Here is a 21,360-nt window from a genome sequence, read left to right as displayed (position 1 = left end):
TTTAGCAATAATGAGTATTTCTGCAGCATTTTTTGCGCAGGCTCAAGATGTTTCTGTGATTAGAAATACGGTGGATGTATATTCAAATGCTCCTAATGTAGGTTCAGCTAAATTTAATGCAATGGGCGGATCAAACGGTGCTCTGGGTGGTGATGCAAGTTCTTTGCTTACCAACCCTGCAGGTTTGGGAGTTGCTATCTCAGGGGAGGTTTCAGGAACGCTTTCTATCACAAGCAATAAAAATACGTCTTCATTCGCAGGATCGTCTTACAGTTATAATAATAATCAAGGGGATCTTGGAAATATCGGTGCTGTCATGACATTTCAGCTCATGACTGAAAGTGCGTGGAAATTCGTAAATATCGGGGTTAATTATTCGAACCAATCGATTGATAACTATATCGACACTCCAGGAAATAATAATTTAATCTATGATTTCCCGGATAACACAAGCTCTTCTTTTGCAGCACATTCTTACGAACGTAGCGGATACGTTTCAAAGACAAGCGTTGGGGTAGGAGCCAACTATAACAATAATTTCTACCTCGGAGCAGGTCTTAATTTTTTTAATTCATCCGTGGAGCAGTGGGATACTGCTACCTTAAGATCATTATCAAATGGAGGTTTGGAAAACTTCAACAAACAGAATACGCCTTTTTCTGAAAGAGGGAACGGTTTTTCGGCATCACTGGGGGTAATTGGAAAGTTAAGTCCAAACTTCAGATTGGGAGCCGCATTAGAAACGCCTACTTTCTGGAATATTACCAGAGGTTATAATTTCTACAATGATCCTATCTATGGCGATGATTATGCTTCTGAAGACAGAAAATTAACCTCTCCATTAAAAGCTACAGTGAGTGCCGCATTCATTGCTAATAAAAGTTTTGCATTAAACGTTGATTACACATTAGGTTTGACAAGACCAAAATATAAAGTGTACGGTGGTGCGGAAACAGAACTAAATGATTTCTTTAAAGACAACTATAAAAATCTTTCAGAATTAAAAATTGGAGCTGAATACAGATTAAAACAGTTCAGATTAAGAGGAGGATATGCGTATGCTTCAAGTCCGTTTGATGCCCTTACAGTTGACCGGTATACGGATAACGGAGGCGTTGCGCAAGGACAATCTTACAGTAATCTGATTCTGAATGACAGAAATGCTTTGTCACTTGGTTTAGGATATGATTTCAGATCGTTCTATATCGATGCTTCTTATCAGAATGTAACTTCAAAATACAGCAATCCGTTTTTATATGGTGTAATTGATAATAATTACGAAGCAGGCTATTATTCCCCAACCCGTTTGATTTCCAGTGATGCTTACGCTGTATCAGATGTAAAAAATGTAAGAAACAATTTCTTTATTACATTTGGATGGAAATTTTAATTTAAATAAGAATATTATCTATAAGAAAAGCTCCGGATTTTTTTCGGAGCTTTTTGTATTTAAATATAAAAATTAATTAATGATTTAATGATGATGACCTACGTGAGAGTGGTCGTGGAAAAGATGCATCGTCAGCGCCAGTGAAACCCCGAGGATGACCAAGCCGATTTTTACCCAGTCGATGTTATGGCTTTTATTGCTTTCAAAGATAATAACGGAAGAAATGTGAAGGAAAATTCCGCCTACAACAGCCAGAAAGTAGGGCTGCAAATCGGGATTGAAGTAATTCCCAAGAAGCATTCCCATCGGTGAAGCCAGCGCAAATAGGGCAACAATCAGCAATGAAGGATAAGAAGGTGTCGTCCTGGCTTCATGTCTTCTGTTGAATAAAAATGCACCCAATATAAATGAAATCGGTAGGTTGTGAAAAACAATTCCCCACAGATAAGGTGAAAGCTGGTGTTCATCGTTTGCCAAAGGAATCCCTTCAATAAAGGCGTGGATGAAAAGTCCTACCATTAATGCTAAGGGAAGGATATTGTGGTCGCTGTGGTGGTGGAAATGTCCGTGCTCAAAGCCTTTGGTCAGGGCTTCCAGAACCATTTGCAGAAGCACTCCGATAATGACGAAGATCCCTAAACTGCTTCCGGTTTCCGCGGTGTATACTTGTGGAAAAACCTCATTAAGGCAAATGGTAATAAGAAATCCGGCACTTAGAATCAATAAATTCTTCGCCAGTTTTTCTTTTTTACCGAAATGCTTTCCAAGAACGGCGCCTGAAATGACACTTAAGATCAGTAAAACAACTGTTATCATTTTTTCTTAAATAAATTTATGCAACGGGGCGAGTTTTCTTTGTTAAATTCACCCAACTGATAATCTCCCCAGATTTTAATCCTTTCAAATCCGCATTCTTCAGCATACGAATTGATGGCTTCCCGTGTGTGAAGTTTTACCTTTTCAAAAAAATGGTAAGCCTTTCCCTGGTCTTCAAACCGAATGTCTTTAATAATATGTCTGCCTTCTATTTTTTTAGTAATATGGAATTCCAGATCTCCGCGTAAGATTTTAGACTCAGGAACCATATTTTTCCGTACAAATTCTTCATTCAGGTAATCAAGAACAAAAAAACCTTCCGGTTTCAAAACATTATAAACAGACTGAAAAACCTTTCTGTCATCACTTTCGTGATCAAAATACCCGAAACTTGTAAAGAGGTTGAAAACCGCATCCACAGGGTCCGCATATACCTGGTTTCTCATATCGTGAACTGCAAAAGAAAGCGTTTCATTTTCAAACTGCTTGTCATAGGTGATGCTTTGCCCGGAAAGATCCAGTCCCAAAACATCATATCCCAATTTATTAAGAAAAACAGAGTGTCTTCCTTTTCCGCAGGCGAGGTCGATAATCTTAGAATTTGGTGGCAGTTGAAGGTCTGCCGTAAGTTTTGTAATAAAATTTTCTGCTTCCGTATAATCTCTGTTACTATAGAGCAAATGATAATAAGGGGTATCAAACCAAGATTCAAACCATTCCATAATGCAAAAATAACTAAATTTGTGCGGTAAAATGAAAAAGTATTTAACATTGAAAGATCGAAATATTCAATGAGACAATAATTGTAATACCTAATCTTTTAGTTTTTAAATATTTAAACTTTTAATAATTAATTATGGATACAGAAAATATAAAAATTCAGATAAAAACATTCTTCGGACTCGAGCAGATTCTTGAGGAAGAAATCAAAAAACTGGGCGGAAGAAAAGTTGAAGTTAAAAACAGAGCGGTGAATTGTGAAGGCGACCTAGGTTTTTTATACAAAATAAACTATTCTGCAAGAACGGCCTTGAAAATTTTAGTTCCGATACATGAGTTTAAAGCCTTTAATCAGCATCAGTTTTATGACAGGCTTTTTAATTTTAATTGGGAAGAATTCATGGATGTTGACCAGTCGTTTGCGATTGATGCCACGGTGAATTCGGAGACTTTCAAACATTCACAGTTTGTCACTCTGAAAATGAAAGATGCTATTGTTGATTATTTTCAGGAGAAATTCAAGAGACGTCCAAATGTAGAGACAAGGAGTCCGGATATTAAATTTCATCTTCATATTGACCGTGAGCTGATCACCATATCTTTGGATTCGTCCGGTGATGCGTTGTTTAAAAGAGGATACAGGAGAGAGCAGGGAGAGGCGCCGATCAATGAAGTGCTGGCAAGCGGTATGCTTCAGCTGGCCGGCTGGGACGGAAAAGGCAATTTCCTGGATCCCATGTGCGGTTCCGGAACCTTGCTGATCGAAGCCGCGATGATCGCTATGGATCTTCCGGCACAGATCTTCCGCAAAAGATTTGCTTTCCAGAACTGGAAGAACTATGATGCCGATCTTTTCTCCAAAATCAAAGAATTCAGAATCAACAGAGTCAGGGAATTTACCGGGAAAATCGTTGGCTATGATATTGATGCCAGAATGCTGAATGCTGCCAGAATGAATATTGAAGCTGCAGAAATGGAAGATGTGATCGAAGTGAAAAAACAGAATTTCTTTGATTCCAAAAAAGAACTTTTCCCTTTATTGATGGTTTTCAACCCACCTTATGATGAGAGAATTTCTATTAATGATGATGATTTTTACAAAAAAATAGGAGATACATTTAAGACCAATTATCCTAATACGTTAGCGTGGCTTATTTCGTCTGACCTTGAAGCGGTAAAGAAAATCGGGCTCCGTCCTTCGAGAAAAATCAAACTTTTCAACGGAAAACTGGAAACCAGATTCCTGCAATATGAAATGTACGAAGGAACCAAAAAAGTCCATAAACTTGAAAATTAATTAATTCAATTTTAAAAAAAATAAAAGCGTCCCGGAAATCGATTTTCCGGGACGCTTTTATTTTTTAATCTCAACGTCTTACGAATTGTTTTTCCAAAGTTGGGTGAAGGAAATAAAATCTGCGACACTCAGTTCTTCAGCTCTTTTATCCATAAATTCATGGGTTTTTAAAGCCTCGGGAATATTGAGAACTTTCAGGGCGTTGGAAAGTTTTTTTCTTCTCTGGTTAAATCCGGCCTTCACGATCTGTTTGAATAAAACTTCATTTCCTGCCAGGCCTTCTTTCGGATTCCGGTTTATTCTGATGACGCCTGATTTTACTTTTGGCGGAGGATTGAATACGTTTTCATGAACGGTAAACAGATAAGCGGTGTCGTAATATGCCTGGATCAGCACCGACAGTATCCCGTAATCTTTTGTTCTTGGAACGGCAGCCGTTCTCTCTGCGACTTCTTTCTGGAACATGCCGACCATCTCCGGGATGAGCTCATAATGGTCAATGATCTGGAATAAAATCTGCGAAGAAATATTGTAAGGGAAATTGCCGATGATGGCGATTTGCTCCCCGTTCGTAAACTTAAAATCCTGTTTCAGAAAATCACCCGAAAAAGTCTCTTCAGTGATTTTAGAATAATTGTTTTTTAAATATTCGATTGATTCTTGATCAATTTCCGCAAGATAAATCTTCTGGTCTTTTTCCAGAAGGTATTTGGTAAGAACACCCATTCCCGGGCCCACTTCCATGATGTTTCGGTAGCCTTCAAAACTCAGGCCTTCCACTATTTTTCTTGCGATGTTTTCATCTGTCAGGAAGTGCTGACCAAGATGCTTTTTTGCTTTTACACTCAATGTTTTTTATGATTTTATTAACAGTGATTTTCTCTTTTTCGTTCCCAAATTTCGGAAGTTTTTTTCTATTTTAGCCAAAAATTTTAATATTAATGGCTAAATCTGTAGATGAATTTAATAAGAAAAGGCTTAGGTCTAGCAATATTACCGTTGTAATAAGTATTGCCTTAGTGCTGTTTTTATTGGGATTAATGGGACTTATTCTGATCAACGCCCAGAAATATTCCGATTATATTAAAGAACAGCTTGTGGTAAATGCTTATTTTGCTGAAAACTATAACGCCAAAGATTCTGCGAAGATCGCGAAGATGGAAGCCGAGGTTTTTAAAGAAATCCAGACTCTTGCTCCCGTAAAAAAAGCCACTTATATCACCAGGGAAATGGCCTCCCGGGAAGCTAAAAAAAGCATGGGCATTGATACGGACGCCCTCTTCGAAGAAAACATCTTTCCATCATCTATAGAAATTGCCCTCAAACCGGAATACGTAGATCCCGCTAAAATCGATCAGGCCCTTAAGGCGATCAAAGCCGTTCCCGGAATTGCCGAAGTGAAAAACGACAGTACCTTAATGGTGGATGTATACAACAACCTTAGCAGAATCCTTAAATGGATCTTAGGATTTTCCATCCTGTTCCTGATATTGGCGGTCGTGCTGATCAACAACTCGATCCGTCTGAAAATATTCTCTAAAAGATTTATCATTAAAACCATGCAGCTGGTAGGGGCCAAAAGAAGATTTATTCTGAAGCCGTTTATCATTGAAGCTGTCATTTTGGGTGCCATCGGTTCCGTTATTGGGCTTTTGGTATTGTTCGGACTCTGGTATTACTTTACAAGCCAGATCGGTTCTGCTTTTGTACAGGACAATAATCAATATTTCTGGCTGGTACTTTTGGTGTTCGGCGTAGGGATTTTTATTACGGTACTGAGTACGGTGGTGGCCACCTGGAGATTCTTAAGATCAAACGTAGACGATTTATATTATTCTTAAAATGAGCAAAAAAACAAATAAATTTTCCGCAGACAGCTTTGGAAAAGAAACTGCTGAAACCCCTCAGGAAAATACATTTTATTTTGGAAAGGAAAACTTTAAATGGATGCTGATCGGGCTTGCCTTCATTGTGGTAGGTTTTCTCCTGATGATGGGGCATGACGCCAATACCGTAGACGGAAAATTTAATCCGGATTCCTGGAACGAGGATATCTTCTCCATCCGCAGAATCAGAATTGCACCATTATTCGTGGTTATTGGTTTTGCGATTGAAGTTTACGCGATTTTAAAAAGAAAATAATTAGACATTACACCATACCGCTTTGTCAAGGTTCTGAACTTTGACAAAGTTTTTTTTGATAAAAACAAAAGTTTTATGGATTTAATCAAAGCAATCATCATTGCTATCATTGAGGGATTAACAGAATACCTCCCGATTTCTTCAACCGCACACATGGGTTTTACGGCTAATTTAATGGGGCTTGAAGAAACAGAATTTTTAAAAATGTTTCAGGTTTCCATTCAGTTTGGAGCGATTCTGTCTGTGGTGGTGGCTTACTGGAAAAAATTCTTTGACCTGAAAAATTTACAGTTTTATTTTAAATTAGCTTTTGCCGTAATTCCCGCTTTGGTGTTGGGATATCTTTTTGATGACAGAATTGAAGCTGTTCTCGGAAATCAGATCGCTATATCTTCTGTTCTGGTATTGGGCGGTGTTATTTTGTTATTTGCAGATCAATGGTTTAAAAACCCTAAAATTGACGATGAAAAAGGAATTACCATCAAAAAAGCGATCACCATTGGCTTTTGGCAATGTCTGGCCATGATGCCGGGAACCAGCCGCAGTGCAGCTTCCATCATAGGCGGAATGACACAGGGACTGACAAGGAAAGCAGCGGCGGAATTTTCATTCTTCCTGGCAGTACCGACGATGTTAGCCGTTACCGTTTATTCTGTTTTTGTAAAAACCTGGGGTAAAGAAACGGCAAATCCACAGAAAGGTTACGAAATGATCATGGCATCACAGGATCATATGACCATTTTTATTGTAGGGAATGTTGTGGCTTTTGTTGTGGCGTTGATCGCCATTAAAGCATTCATCGGCGTTTTAAATAAGTATGGCTTCAAACCATGGGGCTGGTACCGTATTTTCGTTGGTATCGCTTTACTGATCTATTTTTACTGGTTCAGTTAAATGCGGTTTTTTTATAATTTTTTATTATGGGGCAGCTGGATCCGCCTTCCGCTCCCGCTTTTTTACCGCCGCTTTGCGCCGGTAAAAAGAGCTCCGCTCAAGTCGGGCTGCGGACAGCACATATAATCATACTAAAGAGACAGAAACAATGAAACTGCATATTTTCGGAGCTTCGGGAAGCGGGGTTACTACGCTGGGCCGTTCATTGGAACAGAAACTGGGCATTACTTATTTTGACAGTGATGACTACTTCTGGATAAAGTCAGAGCCGCCTTTCACCGTAAAACGGGAACCGGAGGAAAGAAACCGGATGCTCATCACGGATCTGGAAACAACTGAACATTGGATCCTCGGAGGTTCTGTATTCCGATGGGGAGAAGAGTTGTTGCCCGGCTTTGATCTTGTTGTTTTTCTTTATGTGCCGCCTGAAATCAGGATGAAACGGCTGAAAGAACGGGAATATGAAAGGTATGGAGATCTTATTTTTACTGATGATCAGAGAGCGGAGCAACATCAGGCATTTATCGATTGGGCGGCCGGCTATGATCATGTAACCGGTCTTGCTGGCCGGAATCTCCGTGCACATAACGACTGGCTGGAGCATTTGCAGAGCCCAGTACTTAGAATAGAAGGTACACAGACTGTTCAGGAAAGAGAGCGGCTGGTTGTGCGTAAGCTCAGTAATTTAGAAATTAAAATTCCGTAAAAAGCGCCAGTGAAAAAAGATAAAGGCATTGTAGTGGCCAGGCCGGCTTATCCGGCTTACGCTGAATATGCTGTCTCATACTATATAAATCAAACTGAAATCATTACCGATTCAATTACTTAAAAATGACTGCAGAAGACTTACAATCAGGACATATATTTTTATTGGACAAACCTTTGGATTGGACATCATTTCAGGCCGTCAATAAAATGAAATACAAGCTCAGGAGAGAGTTTAATCTTCCTAAAAAATTCAAAATCGGGCATGCCGGCACGCTGGATCCGAGAGCAACCGGTCTTCTGATCGTCTGCTGTGGAAAATTCACAAAAAAAATTCCTGAAATTCAGGATGCGCCGAAAGAATACTGGACAGAAATCAAAATTGGCGTTCAGACCGAATCTTACGACACCGAAAAACCTGAAATTCTTCATCAGGATATTTCACATATTACGGAAGATCAAATCAGGGAAGCCTTGCTGAAATTTATTGGCGAAATAGATCAGACACCGCCGGTATTCTCTGCCATAAAAATCGAAGGGAAAAGAGCTTACGATCTTGCGAGAGCAGGCCATGAAGTGGAAATGAAATCCCGCAAAACAACGATTTTCTATATTGATGATGTTACAATCAATTTACCGTTGGTAAGTTTTACCGTTGGCTGTTCAAAAGGAACTTATATCCGAAGCCTGGCTCATGATATCGGGCAGGAACTCGGAGTAGGAGCGTATCTTACTCAGTTAAGGCGAACAAAAATCGGTGAATACAGCGTTGAAAATGCAACGACTGATTTCCTTGAAAATGATTTTCAATTTAATATACCATGAAAAAAAAATTACTTTTACTATCACTTTTAGTTTCTTTCTCGATTGCCTTTTCTCAGGAAGCTAAAACGTCAAAAACAATGGGATTTTATTTTAATCCGTCCTTAAATATCGGTTTTAAACTTAATAAAGAAAAAGATATCCCGAATAACACGCAATATATCAAAACTGAACCTCCCAGGAAGATCAATTACGGAATCACGGCCATTGGCGGTTATAATTTTCTTCCTAACTTTGCCCTCGGAACCGGATTCAGATACAGTTTTATTCAGGACAACTATCATCTGATTTATCTGGTAGTCCAGCCTAAGTTCATCTTTGATCCGGGCGACAGGCCTTTTTATATCGAATTGAATTATGGCAAGCAGCTTAACAATGCGGTCGTTTCCGACGCTGAATTTTATGGCGTAAGACTGGGAATGCAGGTCTCTTATTCCAAACGGCTTAGCCAGGAAGGAGGTATTGTTCTGGAAACGCAGAGACTGGGAAATTCAAATCCTTTTTTCCTGGGACTGAGTTATGGAGTGACGATATTCAGCAATAAAAATTATACAGGTTACGGAGAAGATTAATGGAAAAAACACGCATCAATAAATATCTTTCAGAAGTGGGTTACTGCTCAAGAAGAGCGGCAGATAAGCTTTTGGAGGAAGGAAGAATTACAATCAACGGGAAAATTCCCGAAATGGGAACCAAAGTTTCTGATGAAGACGTGATCGAAGTCGATGGCAAACCGATCCGAGAACCTGAAGAAGACCATGTTTATATAGCTTTCAATAAACCTATCGGTATTGTGTGTACCACCGATACCAAAAGGGAACAAAATAATATCATCGACTACATCAACCATCCGAAAAGAATTTTTCCTATCGGACGTCTGGATAAACCAAGCGAAGGCCTGATACTGCTGACAAGCGATGGCGATATTGTCAATAAAATCTTGAGGTCACGGAATAATCACGGGAAAGAATATATCGTAAGGGTAGACAAGCCGATTACCCCAAAATTTCTCGATAAAATGAGAAACGGCGTTCCGATTTTAGATACGGTCACCAAAAAGTGCGAGGTTGAAAAAATTGACGAAATGAATTTCCGGATCGTTTTAACACAGGGATTAAACCGACAGATCAGAAGGATGTGCGAATACCTGGGCTATGAAGTTAAAAAGCTGAAACGGATCCGGGTTTTAAACATAAAATTAGATCTACCCATCGGAAAATGGAGAGATCTTACCGAATACGAGCTCTCAACGCTCCAGAAGCTTGTTGAAGATTCAAGTAAGACCTATGATTAAAAAAAATTGAGATGCTTGGGCTTTACACTTGGCATCTCAATAAATAAACATCATAAATTATTTTAGGTATAGTTTCATTCTTGCTTCATATTCAGGCTTGGTTTTCAGTAGTTTCCAGATTTTCTTTTCGTCTTTTTCAGTGAGCCTGTAGAAAATGATTTTATCTGCGGAATATTTGAAATAGGGATGGTTTTTCAGCCACTCTTCCGGAGCGTAGGTTAAGGTGTATTTCAGAACATTTGAGGTGTTTAGCTGAGCCATGGCAAGCAGTTTTTGCGTCAGTTCGGGATCGATATTGTAAGTCGTCAGAATTTGCTCTTTACTTACAAAACCACCTAATTTTTTCCGGAAGCCAATCATCGAACCGGCCGCTTTTTCATCGAAACCGAATTCTAAAAGCTGTTTAAAGGTAATTGAATTTAAATCAATTTTAGAAAAATCAGTTTTTTCCTGCTGCCTGATTTCAGCGCTTTGATTTTGATGAATGTTGGCAGTTGTTGCCGGATTTAATCTGATAAAAGGTTTCATTTCATCGAACTTTTCAGCAGAAATAACAAAACATCTTTGGATATCTTCTGTACTTTTAAAACTTCCTTTCAAATTCCGATCACGATAATTAACAATGGTTTGAGCCTGTTTGTCGGAAAAGCCGAGAGCTTTCCAGTCTTCGAAATTCAGGGTGTTGGGATCGAAAGGATGGTATTGAATTTTGTTTTTCGCCAAATTTCCAGGGTATTTTTTGTAGTTGGCAGGTGTTTTTTCAGGTAAAATCAGATACGGATTCATTTTCTTAAAGTTTTCTTCACTGATGATAAAACATTCCCCGAATTTCTCTTTGCTCACAAAGCTGCCTCCCAGATAATCTTTGTATTTGATAATCGCCTGGGCCTGGCGGTCCGAAAATCCCATTTTCATCCAGTCATTTACTGAATAAAGATCCGGATTGAATTTTTTGGAAACCGTAACGGACTTCTTTTCAAAACTTTTGAAGCTAACGGATTTGGCTTCACGGTTATTCTCCGGCAAAAGAATATAGGGTTCAAGCTCCGTGAACTTTTCACCGGACACAGCAAAGCATTTCCTGAACTGTTCTTTGGATAAAAACTGCCCTCCGACAACTTTTTTGTAATTGAGAATAGTAGCCGTCTGCTTTTCAGTAAAGCCCAGATTCTGCCATTGTTTTTCATCCAGATCATTGGGATTGAATTCCGCAAGTTCTAAAACCGGAGAATTGGCAGTGATGAAATGTACATCGGAAAAGTCCTCCTTTTCACGGCTTCTGTAAGTTTGAAAAGCAAAGAAAACGATTAACAGCAGTCCCAGGAATGCCAGCTTTTGGTAATAACTTTTTTTCATTGCGGTAAACTTAATCATTCTGTTAATGATTAGCAATGAGTCCGTTACAATTGGATGATTTTAGAATATAAATGTAGGAATTTGTTTCAGAAAATTAACCGATATAAAGATTTTGTATAAAAATTTTACCTATTCGCTGTCTTTTTCCACCAGAGAATCCTTAAGTTTCAACAGTTCCGCTTTTACAAACTCGAGCCTGTCGATCAGGGTGATGGTTTCTGAAATTTTACTGTTGGTGGTTAATGCTATTTTGGCTCCGTCGAGCGTATATCCTTTTTCCTTGACCAGGTGATAAATGATCTGAAGGTTTTTGATATCTTCCGGAGTGAAATAACGGTTGCCTTTTTTGTTTTTTTTAGGCTTAATGATGGGGAATTCCTGTTCCCAATAGCGTATCAATGAAGTGTTTACATCAAATGCTTTCGCAACTTCTCCTATGGAATAATACAGCTTATCTGGTAAATTTATCTTCATTTTCGGAATCGTAATGTTCAAAGATAAAAATTTTTTAAATCTCATCAGCCATACAGCCTTTGAAAATTGATGATAGACGATAAAAGTCATTGATTTTTGTCCCTGTTTTTTTATTATTTTTGAATTTAAATAAAATCATAATGAATTCTATTTCGGTACTGAATATTGATTTGTTTCAGGGGGGCAGGAATACTTCTGATTTTTATTTCAGTACGCTGAAAAACCATTTGGTTGTCGGCCACCGTCATCTCGAAAAACCTCACCGTCACGACTTTTATGCCACGATTCTTTTTACACACGGAGATGGGATTCATGAAATAGATTTCCAGAAATATGAGGTCGCTCCGGGAAGTCTCTTTTTCATGTCTCCCGGCCAGATCCACAGCTGGGAACTCTCCGCGGATATCGATGGCTACATTTTCTTTTGCTCGCAGAATTTTTATGAAATGCATTATGTAAACCAGAAACTACGGAGCTTTCCTTTCTTCGGATCGGTTCATTTTCCCAGGAAACTTCAGCTTGATGGTCATTTACAGGACTTTATCGGTATGATTCAGGATCTTGAAAAGGAATACCATGCTCACAACCTGATGAAAAACGGGTTCATATTGTCTTTATTGTCGCAGGTATTTATTTCTTCCATGCGGCTTTTTTCCAGGGATTTTGATCATCTTTCCTCTTCGGCGGGACTTTCATATTTTAAGCATTACCAGGATTTTGAAGATTTGCTGGAAGAAAATTTCACCACGGAAAAATCGGTTTCGTTTTATGCCTCCGCAATGAATATTTCCCCGAAACACCTGAACAGGATTATTCAGACGGTGGTTCAGAAGAAGGCCACGGATCTGATTACGGAAATGGTAGTCCTTGAAGCCAAAAGAATGCTGATTCATCTGGATGAAAGCCTCGTGGATATCGCCTTCCGTCTCGGATATGAAGAATATTCCTATTTTGTACGGGTTTTCAGAAAATTTTCCGGAATGACACCGACGCAGTTTATCAAAATATATAAAGCATAATAAAAAATCATAACACCAGCTGGAAAGGTCCTTCAAATACGGTCTCGAAAGAATCTACGAGATTTCCTTTTTCATCAAAAACTCCGATCGTCATATTTTGTTTTGAAAATTTAATATCTTTTTCGGGGAACGAAATATTGATATTTCCTTTTAAGATCTGATCTCCCTTTAACATGATTTTTTCATTGCCGAAGAATTCTATTTCTGCATTTTCAGGGTTTAAAACTTTTATGGTTAAGGTTTTCTTTTCATTGGATTTATTTAAAAGGGTATAAATAAAAGTATTTGTTATTTTTCCGTTTTTAATGAAAAATGTTGAGCCTGCAGGTTTAATGAATTTCGCTTCCATTGAACCTCTGTCGTACATCAGAAATCCTAAAAATCCTATCAGTAAAGCTAAGAAAACGGCAGTGGCTTTCATTCTTGGCGTGAACCTGAATGTCTCCCGATTTTCGATTTCGGCCTCTGTAGCGTACCGGATGAGTCCTTTCGGAAGTCCGACTTTCTCCATGATTTCATCGCAGGCATCAATGCAGGCTGTGCAGTTTACACATTCCAGCTGTTGACCGTTTCTGATGTCAATTCCTGTAGGGCAAACGACCACACATTGGTTGCAGTCGATACAGTCACCCTTTCCTTCCGCTTTACGGTCTTCATTGTTTCTCCACTTTGAACGGTTTTCGCCTCTTTTGAAATCGTAATATACGTTGATGGTGTTTTTATCGATCAGTACACCCTGCAGCCTTCCGTAAGGGCAAACTAATGTGCAAACCTGCTCACGAAGCCAGGCAAATACAAAATAAAATGTAGCGGAAAAGGCGATCATGGCTGAAAATTTCAGCGGATTTTCCACTGGCCCCTGAGTGATGATCCGGAAAACTTCTTCATAGCCGACAATGTATATAAACATAAAGTTGGTGATCACGATTGAAATAACGGCAAATATGAACCATTTTAAAAGTCTCTTTCTGATTTTTTCAGCATTCCATTCCTGTCGGTCGAGCTTCATCTGCTTATTTCGGTCGCCCTCGATCCAGAAGTCTATTTTCCGGAATACACTTTCCATAAAGATGGTTTGCGGACAAAGCCAGCCGCAGAAGATCCTCCCGAAAACCACCGTGAAAAGCATCACAAAAATCACGGAAGTCACAGCTCCTAAAGCAAGAATAAAAAAATCCTGAAGGTAAAACGGCTGTCCGAAAATAAAAAATTTCCGGTCGATCACATTGAACAGCAAAAACGGATTGTGATTGATTTTTACAAAAGGTAATCCAGAGAAAAGCGTGAGAAGAAAAATGCTTGTATAGTTCCTGTAATTGGTAAATTTACCTTTCGGCTTTCTGGGATATACCCATTTTCTCTTCCCCGTTTCATCCATGGTGCCTACTGAATTCCTGAAACCCTGGTCGTCTTTTTCCAGTGCCTGAAAGCTGTCGGATTGTATATTCATCGTTTTATCATTAATATTAAACCGGAATGAACGACTCTTCCGGCTTCTGCAAAGCTCATGAATAAAGATTTTCGTTCCTAATATCATATTCTCTTTAAATAGGATTATTCGGACATATTAATTCCGTTTTTTATTGTATAGAAATGAGAAAATAATCTTTGAATGTGATGCAACAAATCGTAAATTGTGCGTTTAAAATTTAGCGTTGTATGAAAAATATCCTGCGGCTTGTCCCGGTTGGTTTGGTTTTAGTATTAACAAACTGCAAATCAGTAAATACTAATAATATGTTCTATGAAGATGTAAAGCCGGAAAGAATTTCGGATCAGTTCAAATTTACAGAAGGCCCTTCCTCGGATAAAGAAGGCAATGTTTATTTCACCGATCAGCCTAACGATAAAATTTATTACTGGGACTGGAAAACAAACAAGATTGTTGAATTTTTAAGTGAAGCCGGCAGAGCCAACGGAACGCATTTCGACAAAGATGACAACCTGATCACCTGCTCCGACAACCATGGTGAAATATGGAAAATCTCAAAAGATAAAAAAGTTCAGGTCTTACTGAAAGATTTTGAAGGTAAAAGATTGAACGGCCCGAATGACGTCTGGAACGATAAGTTCGGAGGGATGTATTTTACCGATCCGTTGTACGAAAGGGATTACTGGAAGGATTTTAAACAGGAAATCCCTCATAAAAGCCTTTATTACAGAAGCAAGGATGGAAGTGTTTCAAAGATTGAAACCTTCACACAGCCCAATGGGATTGTCGGAAGCGAAAAATTCAAAAAGCTGTATGTTTCTGATATAGATGCCGGGAAAACCTATGTGTATGACATTTTGGGAGAGGGAAAGCTTTCTGAAAAGAAATTGTTTTGTGAAATGGGTTCGGACGGGATGACCATGGACAAGCACGGAAACGTTTATCTGACAGGAAAAGGTGTGCATGTTTTCAATCACGAAGGGAAGAAAATCTATCATATTCCTATTGATGAAGACTGGACGGGCAATGTAACATTCGGTGGAAAAAACAATGATGTATTGTTTATAACAGCCTCAAAATCGGTTTATACTTTACCAACCAAAGTAAAGGGAGTGAAGTAATAAGGTTAAACCTAAGGCAGAGATGTGACTTAATGCAACCTTAATCTCTGCCTTCGCTTTAATTTTAATCTTAATAAGCCACTTCCATTTTCACTTTCTTACCTTTCAGCTTTTCGTTGGCAAGCTTTTCCAGAAGGGTACTGACTTTACTCCTGGAAACGGCAACATAGGAAGTTGTATCTTTCACTTCAATTAGTCCGACATCTTCTTTTTCCAATTCTCCTTTTTTCAGCAGGTAGCCTACGATATCCACTTTATTGACTTTATCTTTTTTTCCGGCACTGATGTAAACGGTCTGGAAATGCGGTTTTTCCGGCACTTTAGTAAATCCTGCAACACTTTCCTCCGGAGTATCATTTTTAATGAACGGGAAATTTTCTTCCGCCGTCATGATCAGATAGACGAAGCCTTTTGCATTCATCCTTGCCGTACGGCCATTCCGGTGGATAAAAGCGTCTTCCTGATAAGGTAATTGATAATGTACAATAGATTCAACCTCAGGAACATCCAGGCCTCTTGAGGCCAGATCGGTAGTAATCAAAATCCTCGCAGAATCGTTTTTGAATTTTAGCAAAGCACGTTCTCTTTCGTCTTGTTCCATTCCGCCATGGAAAGTTTCTCTGTCGATTCCTTTTTCACGCAAAAGTTCAGAAATACGGTCAACCGCTTCTCTGTGATTACAAAAAATCAATGTTCTTTTATTGCCGATCTTGCAGATCAGATTAAACAGCGTATCTAATTTTTCTTCGGAAATCGTCATTACCTTTTTTAACTGAATATCCGGCTTTCCTTCACCCAGTTTTAAAAAATCAACTACTTTTTCATTTTTCAATCCTGTAAACTCAGGAATTTCATCCATTGCGGTTGCAGAAGTCAGAATTCTTTGTGAAATATTTTTTAAAGAATGGGAAATGAATTCCATATCTTTATGAAAACCCAGTTCGAGCGCTTTGTCGAATTCATCCAATACCAACGTCTGAATCGTTTTAGGATCGAAATTGTTATTTCTTAAATGGTATACAATTCTTCCGGGCGTACCGATTAAAACTGCCGGAGCCTGAATTAAATTATTAACTTCAATCTTCTTGTCGTGACCACCGTAGCAAACCGAAACTTTAAAATCGGTTCCCATCGATTTGAAAACCTGCTCGATCTGTAGTCCCAATTCTCTTGAAGGAATTAAGATCAAAGTCTGAATTCCGGGCGCATTCTTTTTAAGATTTCTGAGAACAGGAAACAGAAATGCCAGCGTTTTCCCTGAGCCTGTTGGAGATAGCAGTACGACGTCCTGGTTATTTTCCGTCGTTTTATAAGTAGATTTCTGCATCTGATTCATTTCCTGAATCTGCAGTTTTTTGTAGATCGATTCTAATTCCATGGTGCAAAGGTAGTGAAGAAATTCGGGCTTCAACTTCAATAGTCTGAGTTTTATGGGAAACCGTAATGAAGTGTAAATTTTTGATGATAGTTTTGAATCAGGAAATTTAAAAAACTAATGACCATGAAACTCTATCAGACCCTCGAAAATCAGTTCAGAAAGGAACCGAACTACATTTCGGACAACGGAGACATTAAGAAATGGGTAGTGCTCAGCAAAGCACAGAATCTTGACGAAGAACTTATCGGATTGCTGCTGGAAGATCCCGACTTAAAGGAAAAGTTTTTCATGAAAGTGAAAGAGGCCTTCGTTTTCAAGCAAAGTCTTTTCATCCAGTTTCTCGAACAGAAAAATTACCTCAACGACAGCTATACCCAATTTAAAAACAAAGTGGGCTTAACGGTTGACGGGCAGTACCTGAAACAGCGCAATGAAGTGGCTTTGGTATGGCCTTTCAAAGACTGCGTTCTGGAAGGCGGCCAAAGCCGGGAAGAAGACAAACGCGAAGAAATTTTCTTCAACGAAACCCTGGCGCAGGATGAAATTACCGAACTGCTGGATTCCAAAGTGCTGACCAATGCCAAACGTTTTGATGCAGGTGGCGAACACAATTTTGATCGCTTTAACAGAAGTGAAAACGGCACCATTACCGATAACCTGATCATTAAAGGAAATAATTTACTGGCCCTGCATTCCCTAAAGAAAGAATTCGCCGGAAAAGTGAAGCTGATTTATATTGATCCGCCATTTAATACAGGAAATGATTCATTTAAATATAATGATAGATATAATCATTCTTCTTGGCTGACTTTTATGAGAAATAGATTAAATATTGCTAAAGAACTTTTAAGTAGTGATGGTAATATTTTTATCCACATTGATATTAATGAAATTCATTATTTGAAAATACTTTGCGACGAAATATTTGGAAGAGAAAATTTTGTTGAGGAATTAATATGGGCATACGGATCACCTTCTGGTGGTAGAGCATCTGGTTCTAAACCCGTTAATATACATGACACAATTCTACATTATGCTAAAAATTATCCGAGTAGAAAACAAAACAAAATACATATAGAATATTCGGAAAAATATATAAAAGACTGGTTTAAATACAAAGATGAAGATGGAAGAATTTATCGAAAAAGAATGCGTGGAAAGGATCATCATGGAAATAGTTTATGGGAAAAACAATATTTGGACGAAAGTAAAGGAATTCCATTATCAACAGTATGGACTGATATTAAGCAGGTTTATGCAGATCCTAGAGCATATAAATTAAATCAATCAAAACATACTGAACTATTAAGAGATTTTTCAGGAGGTCAAAAGCCTGAAGAATTATTAAAGAGAATAATTGAAATGACAACAGATAGGAATGATATTGTTTTAGATTTTCATTTAGGGACAGGAACGACAGTAGCAGCATCACATAAGCTAAATCGGCAATATATTGGGATCGAACAAATGGATTATATTGAAGAATTTACCTGTGAACGTTTATATAATGTAATAAAAGGTAGTTTGACAGGCATTTCTAAATCGGTCAACTGGCAGGGCGGCGGTTCCTTCGTTTATTTCGAGCTCAAAAAATACAACCAAAATTTTCTGGAAAAAATTGAAGCCGCTGAAGATGCGGAACAGCTTCTGGTTATCTGGGAAGAAATGAAAGAAAAATCTTTCCTTAATTATAATATCGATCTTAAAAAGCAGGAACAGCATCTGGAGGATTTTAAAAGATTATCATTAAAAGAACAAAAGCAGCATCTGTGCGAACTGCTTGATAAAAATCAGCTGTATGTAAACCTGTCCTCCCTTCATGATGCCGGTTTTGAATGTACTACGGAAGAGCAAAAAGTGACCAAAGAATTTTATCAGATCAAAAACTAATGCCATGGAACATTTACATGATTTATTTGATCATCCGTTTGCTCGGAAAGCCTTATCAGAAGTGCTGTTGCCCAATGGAATAACCGATAACCTCAAATTCGGGATCCGCCCGTATCAGGAAGAGGCGTTCAGGCGTTACTTATATACCGAACAGGAAAATTTTGACGGAAAACCGGGTAAGCCGCTGCATCTTCTGTATAATATGGCGACCGGAAGCGGAAAAACGATGGTGATGGCCGGTTTGATGCTTCACCTTTATGCAAAAGGCTACCGGAATTTTTTATTTTTCGTCAACAGCAATAACATCATTCAGAAAACCAAAGATAATTTCCTGAGTCCGCAGACTTCAAAATATCTATTTAAAGAAAAGATGGTGATTGACGGGAAAGAGGTTTTTATAAAGCCGATCGATAATTTCGACGAATCCGATCAGGAAAATATCAACATCAAGTTTACCACCATTCAGCAGTTGCACATCGATTTAAACAATACCAAAGAAAACAGCATCACCTACGAAGATTTTGCCAATAAAGAATTGGTGCTGATCGCCGACGAAGCCCATCATCTGAACAGCGGTACCAAAAGCGGAAATCTCTTCGGAAGTTGGGAAGAGACCGTCCTGCAGGTCCTTCATCAGAACTTCAATAATATTCTCCTTGAATTTACAGCTACTCTGGATTACGAAAGCCGGCAGATCGCAGATAAATATAAAAACAAGGTAATTTACAAATACGATCTGGTCCGGTTCAGGAAAGATAAATTCTCCAAGGAAATCAATCTGGTCCGTTCGATGTATGATGAAAAAGACAGGATTATCCAGGCGCTGATCCTTAATCTGTACCGGCAGGAGCTGGCTGCATTTCATCATATTAATCTGAAACCGGTAATTCTTTTTAAAGCAAAGAGAACCATTAAAGAATCCGAAGTCAACAAAGAAAATTTCCACAAGCTGGTTGAAAACCTCTCGGAAACAATGGTAGAACACATCAGGAAAACATCGACGGTTTCGGTGGTTCAGAAGGCTTTTCAGTTTTTTAGTAAGCATAATGTTTCTTTGACTGATATGGTCCGCCGGATACGGTCAAATTTCCGGGATGAGAATTGTCTCAGTGCCAATAATGACCTGGAGACGGAGAAAAATCAGATTTTACTGAATACGCTGGAAGATGAAAATAATCCGATCCGTGCCATATTTGCCGTTCAGAAGCTCAATGAAGGCTGGGATGTATTAAATCTGTTCGATATTGTTCGATTATATGAAGACCGTGACGGTAAGGACGGCAAACCCGGGAAAACCACTTTATCCGAAGCACAGCTGATAGGCCGCGGCGCAAGATATTTTCCCTTTGCAGTAAATGATGGAGATGAATTGTACGTCAGGAAATATGATGAAGACATTTCAAATGATCTGAAGGTTCTGGAGGAACTTTATTACCATACCAAAGAAGACAGTAGGTATATTTCGGAGCTTAAAAGAGCCTTGGTGGAATCCGGGATCTATGAAGATGAAGCGCAGCTTGTAACAAAGCAATTGACTTTAAAACCCGTTTTTAAAGCTTCCGAGCTGTATAAAAAAGGCGTTGTGTTTTCCAATAAGAAAATCCCTAAAACGTTTGGCCATGTAAAATCCATTGGAGATATGGGTGTTACCCAAACCAATTTCCGGTATCCGCTTTCGTCGGGCGGGGGAAGTGCTTCAAGCATATTTCTGGATGAAGAAAGCATCGTTTTGTCCGATCATCCGATAAAATCCGGAGCAGTAGGAATCAAAGATATTCCAAAGCACGTTGTCCGATATGCATTGAGCCGGAACCCTTTTTATTATTTTGGGAACCTGTGCCGTTATTTTCCGAATTTAGCTTCCATCACAGAATTTATTGTGAATGAACACTATCTTGGCGGTTTGGAAATAACATTTATAGGAACCGAAGGCCGGCTTCAGGAAATTTCGCATTCCGATTATCTGCAGGCCGTCAGCGGTTTGTTGCAGAATATAGAAACGGAAATAAAAAATAATGCTACGGAATACGAGGGTTCCGCATTTTATCCGCAGCCCATTCATCAGGTTTTCAGAGATAAAGAGATCAGGGTCGGGAAGGGAAGCCCCAGGGCAAACGGACAGGAGGAACTTATTTCGGTAGAACCCTGGTATGCTTACAATGCGAACTACGGAACTGAGGAAGAAAAAAAGTTTGTTGAACTTTTCTCAAGACGTTTTAAAAGCCTTAACCAGAAACTTCATAACATCCATCTGATCCGTAATGAAAGGGAAATTAAAATATTTGACAGATACGGCCGCGCTTTTGAACCGGATTTTATCCTGTTCTGCAGCAAAAGGGAAGATAAGCAGATTACTTACCAGGTTTTTATTGAGCCTAAAGGCTCACACCTGATCGGACATGATCAATGGAAAGAAGATTTTTTGAAGGAGATAGGGCAGGAAAAGAAGACAATAGAAATTCATACGGATCATTATCTGATCAGAGCCATTCCTTTTTACAATTACGGGAATGAAAATGAATTTAAAAGGATCCTGGATGAAACTCTGGCAGGCTGATTTTTTGTAATGAGCTGATGTTGAATAATTTTTAGGTATTGTCATTAAAATTC

Annotated in this window: 20 protein-coding genes; 13 read left to right on the top strand and 7 right to left on the bottom strand. The window is 38.8% G+C overall.

The genetic code is table 11. The features are described 5' to 3' along the window. Nucleotides 1-10: 10 nt before the first annotated feature. Nucleotides 11-1,390 (top strand): OmpP1/FadL family transporter, encoded by a 1,380-nt coding sequence (locus AC0N32_RS12120; RefSeq protein WP_476394119.1) that lies wholly within the window; start codon nt 11-13, stop codon nt 1,388-1,390. 84 nt (nt 1,391-1,474) lie between these two features. Here AC0N32_RS12120 and AC0N32_RS12115 read toward each other — a convergent pair whose 3' ends face one another. Together AC0N32_RS12115 and AC0N32_RS12110 are read right to left on the bottom strand one after the other, a co-directional pair. Further along, nucleotides 1,475-2,203, bottom strand: a complete 729-nt coding sequence (locus tag AC0N32_RS12115) for a ZIP family metal transporter (RefSeq protein WP_476394164.1) — start codon at nt 2,201-2,203, stop codon at nt 1,475-1,477. Then, nucleotides 2,203-2,928, bottom strand: a complete 726-nt coding sequence (locus AC0N32_RS12110; protein ID WP_476394118.1) for a class I SAM-dependent methyltransferase — start codon at nt 2,926-2,928, stop codon at nt 2,203-2,205. Before AC0N32_RS12110 ends, AC0N32_RS12115 begins: the two co-directional genes overlap by 1 nt. Nucleotides 2,929-3,062: 134 nt before the next feature. Here AC0N32_RS12110 and AC0N32_RS12105 point away from each other — a divergent pair, with 134 nt between their 5' ends. Then, complete coding sequence (locus AC0N32_RS12105; protein WP_476394117.1) at nt 3,063-4,223, top strand: THUMP domain-containing class I SAM-dependent RNA methyltransferase; 1,161 nt, start codon at nt 3,063-3,065, stop codon at nt 4,221-4,223. 78 nt (nt 4,224-4,301) lie between these two features. Here the strand turns inward: AC0N32_RS12105 and rsmA are convergent, their stop codons facing one another. Next, complete coding sequence (gene rsmA / locus AC0N32_RS12100; protein WP_476394116.1) at nt 4,302-5,072, bottom strand: 16S rRNA (adenine(1518)-N(6)/adenine(1519)-N(6))-dimethyltransferase RsmA; 771 nt, start codon at nt 5,070-5,072, stop codon at nt 4,302-4,304. Nucleotides 5,073-5,164: 92 nt separating this feature from the next. On the opposite strand from rsmA, the gene AC0N32_RS12095 reads away from it, so the two are divergent. From AC0N32_RS12095 to rluF, 7 genes are all read left to right on the top strand, one after another. After that, a complete protein-coding gene (locus AC0N32_RS12095) occupies nt 5,165-6,064 on the top strand; it encodes a cell division protein FtsX (protein ID WP_476394115.1) in 900 nt (299 codons plus the stop codon). 1 nt (nt 6,065) lies between these two features. Next, a complete protein-coding gene (locus AC0N32_RS12090; RefSeq protein WP_476394114.1) occupies nt 6,066-6,365 on the top strand; it encodes a DUF3098 domain-containing protein in 300 nt (99 codons plus the stop codon). A gap of 75 nt (nt 6,366-6,440) precedes the next feature. Then, entirely contained in the window at nt 6,441-7,259 is an 819-nt protein-coding gene (locus AC0N32_RS12085; RefSeq protein ID WP_476394113.1) for an undecaprenyl-diphosphate phosphatase, read from the top strand. Between the two features lie 148 nt (nt 7,260-7,407). Next, complete coding sequence (locus AC0N32_RS12080) at nt 7,408-7,965, top strand: AAA family ATPase (protein WP_476394112.1); 558 nt, start codon at nt 7,408-7,410, stop codon at nt 7,963-7,965. A gap of 125 nt (nt 7,966-8,090) precedes the next feature. Further along, nucleotides 8,091-8,789: a tRNA pseudouridine(55) synthase TruB gene (gene truB, locus AC0N32_RS12075; RefSeq protein WP_476394111.1), complete on the top strand. Its 699-nt coding sequence runs from the start codon at nt 8,091-8,093 to the stop codon at nt 8,787-8,789. Beyond that, nucleotides 8,786-9,358: a hypothetical protein gene (locus AC0N32_RS12070; protein WP_476394110.1), complete on the top strand. Its 573-nt coding sequence runs from the start codon at nt 8,786-8,788 to the stop codon at nt 9,356-9,358. Before truB ends, AC0N32_RS12070 begins: the two co-directional genes overlap by 4 nt. After that, nucleotides 9,358-10,080, top strand: a complete 723-nt coding sequence (gene rluF, locus AC0N32_RS12065; protein ID WP_476394109.1) for a 23S rRNA pseudouridine(2604) synthase RluF — start codon at nt 9,358-9,360, stop codon at nt 10,078-10,080. Before AC0N32_RS12070 ends, rluF begins: the two co-directional genes overlap by 1 nt. Nucleotides 10,081-10,137: 57 nt before the next feature. Here the strand turns inward: rluF and AC0N32_RS12060 are convergent, their stop codons facing one another. Both AC0N32_RS12060 and AC0N32_RS12055 read right to left on the bottom strand, forming a co-directional pair. After that, a complete protein-coding gene (locus AC0N32_RS12060) occupies nt 10,138-11,436 on the bottom strand; it encodes a ComEA family DNA-binding protein (protein ID WP_476394108.1) in 1,299 nt (432 codons plus the stop codon). Between the two features lie 129 nt (nt 11,437-11,565). Beyond that, on the bottom strand, nt 11,566-11,910 hold the full coding sequence (locus AC0N32_RS12055) for a MerR family transcriptional regulator (RefSeq protein WP_029294276.1): 345 nt from the start codon (nt 11,908-11,910) through the stop codon (nt 11,566-11,568). Between the two features lie 140 nt (nt 11,911-12,050). Here AC0N32_RS12055 and AC0N32_RS12050 point away from each other — a divergent pair, with 140 nt between their 5' ends. After that, nucleotides 12,051-12,929, top strand: coding sequence for an AraC family transcriptional regulator (locus tag AC0N32_RS12050; RefSeq protein WP_476394107.1), 879 nt, complete (start codon nt 12,051-12,053; stop codon nt 12,927-12,929). Nucleotides 12,930-12,936: 7 nt separating this feature from the next. Here AC0N32_RS12050 and ccoG read toward each other — a convergent pair whose 3' ends face one another. Beyond that, nucleotides 12,937-14,379: a cytochrome c oxidase accessory protein CcoG gene (gene ccoG / locus AC0N32_RS12045; RefSeq protein WP_476394106.1), complete on the bottom strand. Its 1,443-nt coding sequence runs from the start codon at nt 14,377-14,379 to the stop codon at nt 12,937-12,939. A 209-nt stretch (nt 14,380-14,588) separates the two neighbouring features. On the opposite strand from ccoG, the gene AC0N32_RS12040 reads away from it, so the two are divergent. After that, nucleotides 14,589-15,482 carry an SMP-30/gluconolactonase/LRE family protein gene (locus AC0N32_RS12040; protein WP_476394105.1) on the top strand — a complete coding sequence of 298 codons (894 nt, stop codon included), beginning with the start codon at nt 14,589-14,591 and terminating at the stop codon, nt 15,480-15,482. Between the two features lie 70 nt (nt 15,483-15,552). Here AC0N32_RS12040 and AC0N32_RS12035 read toward each other — a convergent pair whose 3' ends face one another. Beyond that, complete coding sequence (locus AC0N32_RS12035; RefSeq protein WP_476394163.1) at nt 15,553-16,860, bottom strand: DEAD/DEAH box helicase; 1,308 nt, start codon at nt 16,858-16,860, stop codon at nt 15,553-15,555. Nucleotides 16,861-16,983: 123 nt separating this feature from the next. On the opposite strand from AC0N32_RS12035, the gene AC0N32_RS12030 reads away from it, so the two are divergent. Both AC0N32_RS12030 and AC0N32_RS12025 read left to right on the top strand, forming a co-directional pair. Further along, nucleotides 16,984-18,750, top strand: coding sequence for a DNA methyltransferase (locus AC0N32_RS12030; RefSeq protein WP_476394104.1), 1,767 nt, complete (start codon nt 16,984-16,986; stop codon nt 18,748-18,750). Between the two features lie 4 nt (nt 18,751-18,754). Continuing rightward, the gene (locus tag AC0N32_RS12025; protein WP_476394103.1) at nt 18,755-21,307 is read left to right on the top strand and encodes a DEAD/DEAH box helicase family protein; all 2,553 of its coding nucleotides are present in this window, start codon (nt 18,755-18,757) and stop codon (nt 21,305-21,307) included. Nucleotides 21,308-21,360 lie beyond the last annotated feature (53 nt).

The sequence above is a fragment of the Chryseobacterium endophyticum genome (assembly GCF_056333165.1).
Note: the sequence above shows the minus strand (reverse complement) of the source record. Positions and strands in the feature narration are given on the sequence as shown.

Excerpts from the sequence above, each read along its gene's own strand:
- ccoG (WP_476394106.1), bottom strand. The coding sequence starts at position 14,379 with ATGAATATACAATCCGACAGCTTTCAGGCACTGGAAAAAGACGACCAG.
- AC0N32_RS12050 (WP_476394107.1), top strand. The coding sequence starts at position 12,051 with ATGAATTCTATTTCGGTACTGAATATTGATTTGTTTCAGGGGGGCAGG.
- AC0N32_RS12030 (WP_476394104.1), top strand. The coding sequence starts at position 16,984 with ATGAAACTCTATCAGACCCTCGAAAATCAGTTCAGAAAGGAACCGAAC.
- AC0N32_RS12105 (WP_476394117.1), top strand. The coding sequence starts at position 3,063 with ATGGATACAGAAAATATAAAAATTCAGATAAAAACATTCTTCGGACTC.
- AC0N32_RS12110 (WP_476394118.1), bottom strand. The coding sequence starts at position 2,928 with ATGGAATGGTTTGAATCTTGGTTTGATACCCCTTATTATCATTTGCTC.
- AC0N32_RS12095 (WP_476394115.1), top strand. The coding sequence starts at position 5,165 with ATGGCTAAATCTGTAGATGAATTTAATAAGAAAAGGCTTAGGTCTAGC.
- AC0N32_RS12080 (WP_476394112.1), top strand. The coding sequence starts at position 7,408 with ATGAAACTGCATATTTTCGGAGCTTCGGGAAGCGGGGTTACTACGCTG.
- AC0N32_RS12090 (WP_476394114.1), top strand. The coding sequence starts at position 6,066 with ATGAGCAAAAAAACAAATAAATTTTCCGCAGACAGCTTTGGAAAAGAA.
- rluF (WP_476394109.1), top strand. The coding sequence starts at position 9,358 with ATGGAAAAAACACGCATCAATAAATATCTTTCAGAAGTGGGTTACTGC.
- truB (WP_476394111.1), top strand. The coding sequence starts at position 8,091 with ATGACTGCAGAAGACTTACAATCAGGACATATATTTTTATTGGACAAA.
- AC0N32_RS12085 (WP_476394113.1), top strand. The coding sequence starts at position 6,441 with ATGGATTTAATCAAAGCAATCATCATTGCTATCATTGAGGGATTAACA.
- AC0N32_RS12040 (WP_476394105.1), top strand. The coding sequence starts at position 14,589 with ATGAAAAATATCCTGCGGCTTGTCCCGGTTGGTTTGGTTTTAGTATTA.
- AC0N32_RS12055 (WP_029294276.1), bottom strand. The coding sequence starts at position 11,910 with ATGAAGATAAATTTACCAGATAAGCTGTATTATTCCATAGGAGAAGTT.
- AC0N32_RS12120 (WP_476394119.1), top strand. The coding sequence starts at position 11 with ATGAGTATTTCTGCAGCATTTTTTGCGCAGGCTCAAGATGTTTCTGTG.
- AC0N32_RS12025 (WP_476394103.1), top strand. The coding sequence starts at position 18,755 with ATGGAACATTTACATGATTTATTTGATCATCCGTTTGCTCGGAAAGCC.
- AC0N32_RS12070 (WP_476394110.1), top strand. The coding sequence starts at position 8,786 with ATGAAAAAAAAATTACTTTTACTATCACTTTTAGTTTCTTTCTCGATT.
- AC0N32_RS12060 (WP_476394108.1), bottom strand. The coding sequence starts at position 11,436 with ATGAAAAAAAGTTATTACCAAAAGCTGGCATTCCTGGGACTGCTGTTA.
- AC0N32_RS12035 (WP_476394163.1), bottom strand. The coding sequence starts at position 16,860 with ATGGAATTAGAATCGATCTACAAAAAACTGCAGATTCAGGAAATGAAT.